10 protein-coding genes are annotated in these 13,404 nt (G+C 69.5%); 4 read left to right on the top strand and 6 right to left on the bottom strand.

The genetic code is table 11. The annotated features are described in order from the left end of the window. Positions 1-43 precede the first annotated feature (43 nt). Both valS and IM660_RS07130 read left to right on the top strand, forming a co-directional pair. Complete coding sequence (valS, locus tag IM660_RS07135) at positions 44-2,707, top strand: valine--tRNA ligase (protein ID WP_193498655.1); 2,664 nt, start codon at positions 44-46, stop codon at positions 2,705-2,707. Between the two features lie 17 nt (positions 2,708-2,724). Next, positions 2,725-3,660, top strand: coding sequence for an NADP-dependent oxidoreductase (locus IM660_RS07130; RefSeq protein ID WP_193498654.1), 936 nt, complete (start codon positions 2,725-2,727; stop codon positions 3,658-3,660). A gap of 6 nt (positions 3,661-3,666) precedes the next feature. Here IM660_RS07130 and IM660_RS07125 read toward each other — a convergent pair whose 3' ends face one another. Next, positions 3,667-4,419: a sirohydrochlorin chelatase gene (locus tag IM660_RS07125; RefSeq protein WP_343072080.1), complete on the bottom strand. Its 753-nt coding sequence runs from the start codon at positions 4,417-4,419 to the stop codon at positions 3,667-3,669. 87 nt (positions 4,420-4,506) lie between these two features. Next, on the bottom strand, positions 4,507-5,529 hold the full coding sequence (gene fgd / locus IM660_RS07120; RefSeq protein ID WP_193498653.1) for a glucose-6-phosphate dehydrogenase (coenzyme-F420): 1,023 nt from the start codon (positions 5,527-5,529) through the stop codon (positions 4,507-4,509). A 231-nt stretch (positions 5,530-5,760) separates the two neighbouring features. Here fgd and IM660_RS07115 point away from each other — a divergent pair, with 231 nt between their 5' ends. After that, complete coding sequence (locus IM660_RS07115; protein ID WP_193498652.1) at positions 5,761-7,473, top strand: HNH endonuclease signature motif containing protein; 1,713 nt, start codon at positions 5,761-5,763, stop codon at positions 7,471-7,473. Between the two features lie 69 nt (positions 7,474-7,542). Further along, positions 7,543-7,944, top strand: coding sequence for a hypothetical protein (locus IM660_RS07110; protein WP_193498651.1), 402 nt, complete (start codon positions 7,543-7,545; stop codon positions 7,942-7,944). A 38-nt stretch (positions 7,945-7,982) separates the two neighbouring features. On the opposite strand, the gene IM660_RS07105 is transcribed toward IM660_RS07110, so the two are convergent. Genes IM660_RS07105 through nirB form a run of 4 tightly spaced genes read right to left on the bottom strand, consistent with a single transcriptional unit; the run spans position 7,983 to position 13,403 of the window. Then, positions 7,983-9,119, bottom strand: a complete 1,137-nt coding sequence (locus IM660_RS07105) for a uroporphyrinogen-III synthase (RefSeq protein ID WP_246465194.1) — start codon at positions 9,117-9,119, stop codon at positions 7,983-7,985. Further along, complete coding sequence (gene cobA / locus IM660_RS07100; protein WP_193498650.1) at positions 9,116-10,339, bottom strand: uroporphyrinogen-III C-methyltransferase; 1,224 nt, start codon at positions 10,337-10,339, stop codon at positions 9,116-9,118. The genes IM660_RS07105 and cobA overlap by 4 nt, the downstream gene beginning before the upstream one ends. Next, a complete protein-coding gene (gene nirD, locus IM660_RS07095; RefSeq protein WP_193498649.1) occupies positions 10,336-10,755 on the bottom strand; it encodes a nitrite reductase small subunit NirD in 420 nt (139 codons plus the stop codon). Before nirD ends, cobA begins: the two co-directional genes overlap by 4 nt. Then, positions 10,752-13,403, bottom strand: coding sequence for a nitrite reductase large subunit NirB (gene nirB, locus IM660_RS07090; RefSeq protein WP_193498648.1), 2,652 nt, complete (start codon positions 13,401-13,403; stop codon positions 10,752-10,754). The genes nirD and nirB overlap by 4 nt, the downstream gene beginning before the upstream one ends. Position 13,404 lies beyond the last annotated feature (1 nt).

The following is a 13,404-nucleotide window of genomic DNA, read 5'->3' as shown; positions in this document are numbered from 1 at the left end:
GCGATTACCACGGCGCCGGGAGGATCTGGGATGATCAGGCACCATGAGCGAGAACATCCCGAACCCTGCCACCGCCGTGACCGAGCCCCTCCGCCCGGTCGCTCAGGTACCGGAGAAGCCTTCGCTCGACGGCCTTGAGGACCGCTGGTCGCAGGCGTGGGGCGAGAACGGCACCTACGCCTTCGACCGCACGCGCCCGCGCGAGCAGGTGTTCTCGATCGACACCCCGCCCCCGACGGCGTCAGGCTCGCTGCACATCGGGCACGTGTTCTCCTACACCCACACCGACTGCATGGCCCGCTACCAGCGGATGCGCGGCCGCGAGGTGTTCTACCCGATGGGCTGGGACGACAACGGCCTGCCCACCGAACGGCGGGTGCAGAACTACTACGGGGTGCAGGTGGACACCTCCCTGCCCTACGACCCGGACTTCACCCCGCCGTACGAAGGCGACGTGCCGAAGAAGCACCGCCCCACTCCCGTCTCGCGGCAGAACTTCGTCGAGCTGTGCCTGACGCTGGCGGCCGAGGACGAGAAGAGCTTCGAGCGGGTCTTCCGCTACCTGGGGCTGAGCGTGGACTGGGCGCAGACGTACCAGACCATCTCACCCGTGGCGCAGCAGACGTCGCAGCGCGCCTTCCTGCGTCAGCTCGCGCGGGGTGAGGCGTACCAGATCGAGGCGCCGACCCTGTGGGATGTCACCTTCCAGACGGCGGTGGCGCAGGCCGAGTTGGAGGACCGAGAGCGCGAGGGCGCGTATCACCGGATCTCCTTCCACAGCGCTGACGGTCCCGTGTTCATCGAGACCACCCGTCCGGAACTTCTCGCCGCGTGTGTGGCGCTAGTGGCCCATCCCGACGACGAGCGCTACCAGCCGTTGTTCGGCTCCACGGCCACCTCCCCGGTGTTTGGGGTGGAGGTGCCGGTGCTCGCCCACCAGCTGGCTGACCCGGAGAAGGGCGCCGGGATCGCGATGATCTGCACCTTCGGTGACACGACCGACGTCACGTGGTGGCGGGAGTTGAACCTGCCTACGCGTACCATCATCGGCCGCGACGGCCGGATCCTGGCCGAGCCGCCCGCCGAGATCACCTCCGCCGGGGGGCTGGCTGCCTACGAGCGCCTGGTGGGGCTGACGGTGTTCTCCGCGCAGAAGACGATGGTGGAGCTGCTCACCGAGTCCGGGGATCTGCACGGCGAGCCGCGGAAGATCTCCCACCCGGTGAAGTTCTTCGAGAAGGGCGACAAGCCGCTAGAGATCGTCTCCTCCCGGCAGTGGTACGTGCGCAACGGGGGCCGCGATGCCGATCTGCGCGAGTCGCTGGTCAAGCGCGGCAAGGAGATCACCTGGTACCCGGGGCACATGGAGTCCCGCTATGAGAACTGGGTGGACGGTCTCACCGGCGACTGGCTGCTCTCCCGGCAGCGGTTCTTCGGCGTGCCGTTCCCGGTCTGGTACCGCTTGAACGATGCGGGCGAGGTGCTCTACAACGATCCGCTGGTGCCCACGGAGGACCAGCTGCCGATCGACCCGGCCACCGATGTGCCCGAGGGCTACACGGCCGAACAGCGCGGGAAGCCGGGCGGCTTCGCGGGCGATCCGGACGTGCTCGACACCTGGGCCACCTCGTCACTGACACCGCAGCTGGCGGGGCGCTGGGAGCGCGACCCGGAGTTCTTCGAGACCGTCTTCCCCTACGACGTGCGCCCGCAGGGGCACGACATCATCCGCACCTGGCTGTTCTCCACCGTGGTGCGCGCCAACGCTGAGCACGACTGCCTGCCCTGGCGTCGCGCCGCCATCTCGGGCTGGATCCTGGACCCGGACCGCAAGAAGATGTCGAAGTCGAAGGGGAACGTGGTCACACCGCTCGGGCTACTCGAGCAGCACGGCTCCGACGCTGTCCGCTACTGGTCGGCCTCGGCGCGCCTGGGCGCGGATACGGCCTTCGACGAGGGCCAGATGAAGATCGGGCGCCGGCTGGCGATCAAGCTGCTGAACGCCAGCAAGTTCGCACTGTCCTTCGCCGGTGATTCGCAGGTGACACTGGACCCGGCGGCGGTGACCGAGCCGATCGACCGCGCTGTGCTGGCCGAGCTGGCGGGCGTGGTGGATAAGGCGAGCGCAGCATTCGAAGCGTTCGACCACGCGCGGGCGCTGGAGCTGTCGGAGTCGTTCTTCTGGACCTTCACCGACGACTACCTGGAGCTGGTCAAGGATCGTGCCTACGGTGGTGAGGCCGCCGCGGTGAGCCCGGAGGCGATCGCGAGTGCCAGGGCGGCGCTGTGGTTGTCCCTCGACACGCTGTTGCGCCTGTTCGCCCCGTTCCTGCCGTTCGCCACCGAAGAGGTCTGGTCCTGGTGGCGGGAGGGGTCGGTGCACCGCGCCGCCTGGCCCACGGCCGACACACTCCGGCAGGCTGCCGCAGACGGGGATCCGGCGTTGCTGCCGGCCGCCGGTGCCGCCCTGGCCGCGATGCGGAAGGTGAAGTCGGAAGCCAAGGTCTCCCAGCGCACCTCGTTCGTGTCGGCCGAACTGACCGTTCCTTCTGGCCAGCAGGCGCTGGTCGCGGCGGTGGCCGGTGACCTGAAGTCAGCCGGGCGTGTGGCCGGGGCGTTGACAGTCACCACGTCGACCGAGGCTGACGCCGGTGCGATCGGCGTGACCGGTGAACTGCTGCCTCCCGAACCGAAGCAGCCCAAGTAGCGAGATCGGAGCTTCTCGTGCGCGCACTTCAGTACGACACTTTCGGTGGACCTGACGTCTTGACCCTGGGTGAGGCGGACGAGCCGCACGCCGGTCCCGGTGAGGTGCGTATCGCCGTCGAGGCGGCGGCAGTGAACCCCATCGACGCCACCCTGCGCTCGGGAGCGATGGCCAAGCCCGGGCGGCTGCTGCGTGCCCCGCGCATCCCGGGCTTCGACGCCGCCGGAGTGGTGGACGAGATCGGTGAGGGCGTGCAGGGGTATGAGATCGGCCAGCGCGTGTTCGGCGCCGGGACCTCCGTCACGGCCGAGCACGCCACCCTGACGGCGTTCTGGCGCACTCCGGAGGGCGTCTCCAGTGAGCAGGGGGCCGCTGTGGTGACCGTGGCCGAGACAGCGGCGCGCATTCTGCAGGCACTGAGCGCGCAGGAGGGCCAGGTGCTGGTGGTCGACGGTGCCTCCGGCGGCGTCGGGACGGCGCTGGTACAGCTGGCCGCTGCCCGTGGCCTGCACGTAGTGGGCACCGCCTCGGAGCGGAAACACGAGCTGGTGCGTCGCCTGGGTGGGCTGCCGACAACCTACGGTCCGGGGCTGGCCGGCCGGGTGCGGGCGGTGCTCGAGGAGGCTGGACTCGACGACGCTCGGCTCGCGGCGGACCAGCTGCTGGGCGCAGACCTGGCAGGGAAGGGCGCGGCTGCGGAGCTGATCGAGCTGACCGGCGATGCGCGCCGGGTGGTGACCATCGCCGACTTCTCCGGCGAGACGGATGCGATCGTCTCCGACGGGTCGGAGGGGCGTGCCTGGTATGCGCTCGAGGAGGTGGCCCGGCTCCTCACCGAGGGCCGGTTCGAGGTGATCATCGACCGGGTGCTGCCGTGGAATCAGGCGGCCGCCGCGCATGAGGCGGTCGAATCCGGATCCACGACCGGAAAGGTCGTGCTGCGGGTCGAGTGAGACTGCTCAGCGACCCCGGTACCGGTCAAGCACGATCTCGACCAGCTCGGTGGCAGGGGGTTCGTCGTCGGTAAGCAGCGGCGGGGTGACCACATCGGCTCCCGAGGCGGCTGCGAGATCGGCGAAGTATCCCGGCGCGAGGAGGTAGGTGGCCACCACCACCCGGGCACTGGGTGAGGTGAGGCGGCTACGGGCCTGGGTTACGGCGTCGGGAAGGCGCGGCTGTGCCGCGGAGAGAAACGCCGTGGTGACCCGGCGGCCCAGCGTGGCGGCCAGTTCCTCCCCCACATGCCGGCAGTCCGCCACAGCGCTGGTGTTGGACGATCCGGCAGCAGCGAGCACCACGGCATCCTCCTCGCGCAGCCCCGCCTCGTGCAGGCGGCGTGCGAGCAGACGCACCAGCCGGGAATCGGGGCCTAACGCACCGGTGACGCGAGCGTGGTCACGGCCCTCCACGGCCTCGGCGAGGTCGACGTGCACGTGATAGCCGGCCGAGAGCAGCAGCGGCACCACCTGCACCTGAGACTCTCCGAGCGCGTCGAGCGTGGAGGGAACGTCCGGATCCTGCACGTCCACGAATGCAGCGGAGACGGGAAGCTCCGGCGCACGGGTGGCGACGACCTCCACCAACGCTTCGATCGCCCGCTGCCCGGCCGGAGAGGACGTCCCGTGCGAGCACGCGAGCAGCACCGGTGGGGTCGCTAGCGGCTGGTCGGTGATCATCGGGTCCTCGGGTGGAGCCACATCGGTGGTCGTCACGAACGTGACGATAGGACCCTCAGGTTTCCACATCCGGGCGAGGCAGTGACGGCCGTGTTACATCCGTCTCGCGGTGTGGCGGCGCGCTCACTCAGCGGCGTGCAACCGCGGCGCCAGGTCGCGCTCGAACAGCTCGAGGAAGCGCCGCTGGTCGTGGCCCGGGGCGTGGAAGACGAGATGGTTGAACCCGATGCGACGGTAGGCGAGCGCCTGCTCCACGGCGTCGTCGGGGTCGGAGGCGACGATCCACCGCTTTGCGATCTGCTCGATCGGCAGGGCATCGGCGGCGCGCTCCATCTCGATCGGGTCGTTGATGGAGTGCTTCTGCTCGGCGCTGAGGGAGAGCGGGGACCAGAACCGGGTGTTCTCCAGCGCGAGCTCGGGGTCGGTGTCATAGGAGATCTTGATCTCGATCATCCTGTCGATCTGCTCGGCGTCGCGCTCGGCCTTTGCGGCACCTTCGGCCACCGCGGGCAGGAGCTTCTCGGTGTAGAGGTCCATCCCCTTGCCGGAGGTGCAGATGAACCCATCCCCGGCTCGCCCGGCGTAGCGGGCGACCATCGGGCCACCGGCGGCGATGTAGACCGGGATGCCGCCATCGGGGGTGTCGTAGATGCTGGCGCCGTGGGTGGAGTAGTACTCGCCGTCGAAGTCCACCCGCTCCCCCGACCAGAGCGCCCGCATCAGCCGGACCGCCTCGCGCAGGCGGGCGAAGCGCTCCTTGAACTCCGGCCACTGCTGGTCCCCTGGGCCCTGGAAGCCGGTGGCAATCTCGTTCAGGGCCTCCCCGGAGCCGACGCCGAGCATGATCCGGCCGGGGTAGAGCATGCCCATCGTGGCGAACGCCTGAGCGAGTACGGCCGGGTTGTACCGGAACGTGGGCGTCATGACGGAGGTGCCGATCGTGATTCGCTCGGTGCGCTCCCCGACCGCCGCCATCCATGCGAGCGAGAACGGGGCGTGACCTCCCTCATGCCGCCACGGCTGGAAGTGGTCACTGATCGCGACAGAATCCATGCCATGCGCCTCGGCAGCAACGCCCAGTTCGACGAGTTCACGGGGGCCGAACTGTTCGGCGGAGGCCTTGTAGCCGAGGGTGAGGGGCAGCATCGGGTGCGTCCTTTCGATGGGGTATGTCGAATCTAACCCCGACGGCGGCCCTCACCTTCCCGAGGACGGCTGGAGGATTGCCTCCCCCGGCATTGCTAGAGGCCACGGTTCGTCGTCGGACCACCTCTGGACTGCGCGGACCAGGCACCCGAAAGCGCCGGGTAGCAGTTCGGCCCACCCGCGGACTCACCACCCACGCTCAATGTCAGTGGTCGATGGTTGAGTCGAACCATGACGACGACACCTCCCTTGGCACCCGCGGTAGACGCGCCGCGGAGCGTGCTGTCGTCGTTGCGGTACGCCCGGACTGCGGCGTCGGCGTGGGAGGTGGAGACGGCACGGCTGGTGGTGGCCTGGGTCGCCGAGCACGCCATCCCCGACGCCGGTCCGGAGTCGACCGAGCGCGTGATCGGGCCGGACGAGCCGATCGAGCGACCAGCGCTGGCCGGGCTGGAGGCACCGATGCAGCTAGCGGGCCCGGGCGCTCCGTTGGTCCCGGATCTGGAGTTCTGCGAGGTCGCGGCCACGTTGTGCATGTCGCCGGATGCGGCACGTGGCTACGTCGGGGAGGTGACCGAGCTCGCATTCCGGTTGCCACACCTGTGGGACCGGGTCTCGTCCGGGCAGGTGCGCCTGTGGCGGGCACGGGAAGTCGCCCGTAGCACGCGGATCCTCCCTCCCGACGGCGCAGCCTGGGTCGACGCCCAGCTCGCCCCGGTCATCGGTTCCTGCTCCGGAGCCCAGGTGCAGCGCGCGGTCGCTGCCGCACTGGACCGATTCGACGCCGAGGCTGCCGAGGCACGGCGGCGCGAGGCGGACGAGCATCGGCACTTCGACATCCACCTTGATGAACCCGGTGGACCGGACCTGATCGGCGCGGCAGGAACCGCGGCCGTCGAGGGCATGATCGACCTGGCCGATGCGCTCGACCTCGATGCCGCGGTGTCCGCGAGCGCCGCCCAGCTGCAGGCGCTCGGGTGCACTGAGAGCCTCGACGCCCGCCGTGCCCGTGCTGTGGGTGAGATCGCGCGCAGGGATCTGATGCTGCCGCTGCCGTCGGCCGAGCGCACCGAGAGCGATCTGGAATCCGCCGGTCCGCCACCGGTCAGCCGCCCCGAGGGTGTGGTTGAGCAGCTCTCCGGCATTGACGGCCAACGACCGGACACGAATGGCGGGAGCCTGGACGTGAGGGCCCCGGTCCCGGGCGACCCAGGGCGCAGGATCGAACTCGTCCTGCATCTGGGCGTCGACGCCCTCAACCCGGCGCTCGACCCCGCCCTCGAATCCGGTCCCGGCTCAGGTGCGGTCGGCAGGTGCGAGAACACGCGCTCGCCGGTCTCGGCCGAGCAGATCAGGGCCTGGTGCGGCTCACCCGGAACGAAGGTGTTGGTACGCCCCGTGGTCGATCTCGCCGGCCACTACCCGGCCGAGTGCTACGAGATTCCGGGCCGGCTGCGCCGCCAGGTGGCCATGCGCGACCCGCACTGTGTCTTTCCTTCATGCACTCGGCGCGCCCGGGCCTGCGACCTCGACCACATCGTCCCGTTCGAGCAGGGTGGGCCTACCTGCGGGTGCAATCTGGCGCCGTTATGTCGTCGCCATCATCGAGCAAAGACGCATGGCTCGTGGTCCTACGTGATGGTCACCCCCGGGACGTACCTATGGACCTCGCCCGGCGGTGAGTTGTGGCTTGTGGACGGGCGCGGAACCTTCGCGGTCCCCACCCGTGTCCCGAGCCATGCGGCACCCGATACCCCATGCGGACACGCCGCCCACCGGGACCGGGCGGAACCACCCGATCGACCGATCTCGGATCCGGCACGCTTGGTACCTGCAGCGAACACACAGCCCTCCGGCACGCAGATCTACGACACGCAGGTCGACCCTGCGCCCAGAGCAAATCGGCCAGCGGTCGATGAGTGGCTCGACCCTCCCCCATTCTGACTGTGCCGCCCCGGACCCTGCCGAGCCACGCTCTGCGGGGCCGCTGGCATGTATGTGAACCTGGGCGCCATGGGAGACCTGATCGCCAACCAGCAGCCGCATCCTGTGGCACGCCTGGTTCGTACCGTGGGAGCCGTGCTGATCATCCTGGGAATCCTCGGTGGCACGCTCACCTACCTGTCCGGGCTGAAGACCGGACCCGAACTGATCTGCGCGAACCGTGCCGACGCCATCCCGGTAGCGATCGAGGGCAAGCCCTCGCTCTCCCTCGCCGATGCCCGCCTCGCAGCGATGCCTACCCGCCTGACGTGCACGTGGTCGGTCGACGGTGATCCGGTGCTCACGGATGCCTACATCGCGCCGCGGGGTGACCTGGTGAACGGGGCACTGCTGGTGTTCGGAGTCGGTGCCATCATCGGGTCAGCCGCATTCACAGCACGGGCGCGCGCGAAAGCCCCAGCGCCCCGCTGACGCGACCATCACCGGGGCCACACGGTCGTGCCACACGGTCACGCGGACGTCAGCTCCAGCCGGTAGCCACGCTTGACCACGGTCTTGATGAGTTCCTTGCCTGCCGCCTCCCGCAGCCGGGCGATCGCGACCTCAGCCGCATGCGGATCTGTCGACTCGCCAGGAAGGGCAGCGAGCACGTCCGCTCGGGAGACCACTCCGCCCGCGGACGCGGCGAGAAGCCGCAGCACCGCGATACCGCTCGGCGAGAGCGGCAGCACCTGCCCGTCCAGCACTGCGACCCGGGAGCGGATCTGCAACGCGCCGACAGGGGTGCACAGGGCCACGGTCTCCGCATGCTCGTAGTGCGCCACCAACGCACGCACCAGGGCACCCAGGCGACCCCGCTCCGGCTGCAGCGGCGTGACACCGCGGTGCTCCAACGGCTTAGCCGTCACCGGCCCGACCGCGGCCGGCAGCATCGACCAGTCCTTGAAGCGTGCCAGCACACCGGCGTCCACGCTTTCGGCCTCGGCAGCGCTCAGCCACGCCTCCGCCCCGGGAGCCGAGGTGAAGACCACCGCATCGATCTCGCCGTCGGCCGCCGCATGCACCGAGTCCCGCAAGGCGACCGGGTCTGGCGGCGGTCCCCAACGGTAGACGACCAGGCTGCATACCTCGGCCCCGGCCTCGGCGAACACCACATCGAGCCCGTCGGCACCGGCACCGTGGTGCTGCACAGCCACCCGTAAACCGGCGACACCCTCCCCCAGCAGCACATCCGCGATCTCTGCCGACGTCTCCGACTCGGCCACCCAGTCCGCGGTCAGGCCCGCCGCCTGAATGGCACCACGCGCCTTCGGCCCGCGAGCGACGATCCGCGACTTCTCCAACACCGCCAGGAAAGGCTCGGCGATGCCGTGCGCATCCGCCGCCTCCACCCACCCGCGAAAGCCGATACCGGTGGTCACCACCACCACATCCGGTGGTTCGTCGATCAACCGCCGCGTGTCCGCGACCAGCAACTCGTCATCGACATGCGAGGTGATGCTCAGCGCCGGCGCGTGCCGCACATTCGCTCCACGGCGTTCCAGGGCCGCCGCCAGCTCGCCTTTGCGCCGGTCGGCGGTGAGCAGCACGGTACACCCGGCCATCACCTGGTGCAGGTTGGGGCGGACGGACTCACCCTCGCTCATGTAGGCCCAAGCCTGTCCTCGTCGGCCACGTCCCCGATCACGATGATCGCCGGCGCCCGTACCCCCACTCGCCCGGCCTCGTCGGCCACGCGCTCCAGAGTGCTACGAGTGATCCGCTCGTGCGGCGTGGACCCACGCTCGACCACTGCGACCGGGCAGTCCGCCCGCGCGCCCGCCTCCACCGCCTGCGCCGCGATCGTCGCCAGCTTCGAGACACCCATCAGCACCACCAGCGTCGCCCCCTCGGCGACAGCGACTGCCGCGGCGCGGTCGAGGCCCGCGTGACCAGTCGTCACGTGGAAGGAGGCCGATGTCCCCCGATGTGTCAGCGGGATCCCCGCCAGCGCGGGCACCGACAGTGCACTGCTGATCCCCGGCACCACGTGCACCGGAACACCCGCCTCACGGCACGCGATGGCCTCTTCGCCACCACGCCCGAAGACGAACGGGTCTCCGCCCTTGAGCCGGACCACCTGGCGCCCGCGCTGGGCTTGCTCCACCAGGATGGTGTTGATCTCGTGCTGCGGCACCGGGTGATGCCCGGGGGTCTTTCCGACGTTGATGACCTCGACACCGGGCGCGAGATCGGCGAGCACGTCCACAGGTCCGAGCCGGTCAGTGACCACCACATCCGCTTGTGCGAGGGCCTGCCGGCCCCGGATGGTCAGCAGGTCGACGGCGCCCGGTCCCCCTCCCACGAGCGTCACCTGCCCCGTGGCAGGACGCTGCCGGCGCTGATCGACGCCCGCCCGCAGCAGGTCCCCGATCTGATCCCGGACCGACGCCACCCGGCGCGGATCCGCGCCAACGCCCACCGGGGTGCGTGAGACGTCGGTGACCACCCCCACCAGCAGGTCTCCCGAGCGCGTCGTCGCCGGGGTCCGGGCGGTGCCCTCGTGCGCGGCCCCGGCGTTGACGCAGAACACCCGGTGCTGCTCGGCCCATACCGCCACATCGGCATTGGCGACCTTCGAATCGGTCGCGGCGAGCGCGAGCCACACCCCATCCAGGTCGGATGCCTGGACATCTCGCTCGAGCCACTCCGCCCGGTCGGGCATCAGACGCAGCAGGTCCGACAAGTCCTCGCACACGTACGGTGCGACGACTCGCAGCAGTGCCCCCTCGTCCGCGAGCGTCTGGGCGCGACGAGCCGCGACCGGACCGCCACCGGCGATCAGCACGGTGCGGTCGGCCAGATCGAGGCCGAACAAGCTCGTCATGACTTCACATCCTCCACCGAACGGTTGTGAGGTGCACGGACATGGACGACACCGTCCAGCACCTGGACGTCCCAGGTCCGCAGATCGGCACTGTCGTCGACCGGTTCGTAGCTCCCCCGCTCCAGGCATGCGCCGGTTCGCAACGAGAACACCTGCTTGTACATCGGGCCGGCGACCGTCGGCTCACCCTGCCGGGTGCCGACGATGCCCCGGGACATCACATTCGCCCCACTGAAGGGATCTCGCTGTTGCACCGCGTGCACCGAGTCGTCCCGGAGGCGGAACAGAGCCATCTGCTGCCCGTCGACGAGGGCGGCGATCCCACGTTCCACACCTAGCTCGGCACGCTGGCACACCGCCACCCACGTCGACGGCGTCGGTCCGGACGTCTGCTCGCTCGTGCTACTCCGGGTCATGCGCGTACCTCCAGCGTGGTCCCGGCGATCAGCACCGGCCGGATCAGGTCCTCGTCTGCGTCCCGCTCCTGCGGCGTGGCCGGCCGGATCTGCCCACGCTCAGAGGCGTAGGCGAGGTCGGGGTCAGGTGTCGTGGGGGCGTTCACGAATGAGGAGAACCGGCTCAGCTTCTCCGGGTCCTCCAGCACGGCGCGCCACTCGTCCCGGTAGGCACCCACGTGCCGGCTCATCGCCTCGTCGAGGTCGGCGGCGATGCCGAGGCTGTCGTCCATGATCACCTCACGTACCCCCTCCAGACCGCCCTCGACGTCCTCGATCCACGCGGCGGTGCGCTGCAAGCGGTCTGCGGTGCGGATGTAGTACATGAGGAATCGGTCGATCGTGCGCAGCAGCTCCTCCGAGGTGAGGTCCTCGGCGAGCAGCTGCGCGTGGCGCGGCGTGAATCCTCCATTGCCGCCGACGTAGACGTTCCAGCCCTTGTCGGTCGCGATGACGCCGACGTCCTTACCGCGTGCCTCGGCGCACTCCCGTGCACAGCCGGAGACGCCGAGCTTGAGTTTGTGCGGTGAACGCAGCCCCCGGTAGCGCAGCTCCAGCTCGACGGCCATCGCCACCGAGTCCTGCACGCCATACCGGCACCAGGTGGACCCGACGCACGACTTCACCGTCCGCAGCGACTTGCCGTAGGCGTGCCCGGACTCGAACCCGTGCTCGACCAGGCGCCGCCAGATCTGCGGCAGCTGTTCGATCCGCGCCCCGAACATATCGATGCGCTGGCCGCCGGTGATCTTGGTGTAGAGGCCGAAGTCCTTGGCCACCTGCCCGATCACCAGCAACCCATCCGGGGTGATCTCCCCGCCTGGGACCCGCGGCACCACCGAGTAGGTGCCGTCCTTCTGCATGTTGGCCATCACGTGGTCGTTGGTGTCCTGCAGGGTCTCCTGCTCACCGTCGAGGATGTGCCCGTTGCCGAGCGAGGCCAGGATCGAGGCGATGACCGGCTTGCAGATGTCGCACCCACGTCCGGCATCGGCGGCGCCCTCAGGCACGTACCCGAAGCGGTCGATGATCTCGGTGAACGTGTGCAGCTCGGCCACTCGGACGGCGTCGAAGAGCTGGGCGCGGGAGAGCTCGAAGTGCTCGCACAGCGCGTTGGAGACCTCAACCCCGGCTTTCTCGAGCTCGGTGGTGGTGATCTTCTTGACCAGCGGCAGGCACGACCCACAGCTGGTGCCCGCCCTCGTGCATGCCTTCACGCCGGCCAGATCGGTGCATCCCTGCTCGGTCACCGCCGATCGGATGGTGCCGGCCGAGACGTTGTTGCACGAGCAGACGCCGGCGTCGTCGGGCAGCTCCAACCCGGCCAGTCCGTCACCGGAGCCGGCAGGCGTGATGTAGGACGACGGATCCCCCGGCAACTCGGACCCCTGCAGCGGGCGCAGACTTGCATAGGCAGCCACATCGCCGACGAACACACCGCCGAGCAGAGTCTTGCCGTCGTCCGACATCACGAGTTTCTTGTAGATCCCCGCCACCGGGTCGGCGTAGACGATCTCCATCGAATCCTCGGTGCGGGCGAAGGCGTCACCGAAACTCGCGACATCCACGCCCTGCAACTTGAGTTTCGTCGCAGTGTCGGCTCCCGGGAAGGTGGCCTGGCCGCCCAAGAGCCGATCGGCGACCACCTCGGCCATCGCGTAGCCGGGGGCGACCAGCCCGATGCAGCGGCCCTCGATACAGGCGACCTCGCCGATGGCCCAGATGTGCGGGTCCTCGGTGTGGCAGCTCAGATCGACCACCGCACCGCCGCGCTCCCCGATTGCCAGACCGGCATCCCGGGCGAGCTCATCCCGTGGACGCACGCCGGTCGCGACCACGACCACGTCCACGTCCAGGCGGCCGCCATCGCCGAAGTCGAGCCGGCCCACGTGGCCGGTGCGCCGGGAGGGCCGCATCTCCTGGGTGACGGTGTCGGTACGAACAGCGATGAACTTGTCGTTGATGAGGCGCTTGAGCGCCTGACCTCCGCCGAGGTCGATCTGAGCGTCCATCAGGTGGGTGCCGAACTGGATCACGGTGGCCTGGGCATCGAGCGCCTTCAGCGCCCCGGCAGCCTCCAGTCCCAGCAGACCACCACCGATGACGGCGCCCCTCACCGGACGGTCGAAACGCGAGCCTCTCCCCTCCTCACGCTTGGCCTCGACCCACCCACGCAGCGCAGCGACGTCGTCGATCGTGCGGTAGACGAACACACCGGGCAGGTCGTTGCCGGGGATCGGCGGCATCGCTGCACTGGAGCCGGTGGCCAGCACCAGCTCGTCGTAACTCCACGTCTCCCCCAGCCGGTCAGTGATCTGCTGCGCCTGACGGTCGATGCTCTCGATCTTGCGGTCGCGGTACAGGCGCACGTGCGGCTGGTCCCACAGTCCCGGATCACCGAGGGTCAGCTCGTCGGCGTCACGCGCGGAGAAGTAGGAGGTCAGTGCTACCCGGTCGTAGGGCTTGAGGGGCTCCTCGGCGAAGACCGAGACCCGCCACTGTCCATCAGTGTCGCTGTCGCGGGCCACGAGTGCCTCGACGAGTCGTTGAGCGGCCATCCCACCGCCGATGACAACGAGGTGCCGGCGCTGCTGGTCGGCTGCGGTCATG

This window comes from Ruania alkalisoli (assembly GCF_014960965.1).
GTDB classification, from domain to species: Bacteria; Actinomycetota; Actinomycetes; order Actinomycetales; family Beutenbergiaceae; genus Ruania; species Ruania alkalisoli.
Note: the sequence above shows the minus strand (reverse complement) of the source record. Positions and strands in the feature narration are given on the sequence as shown.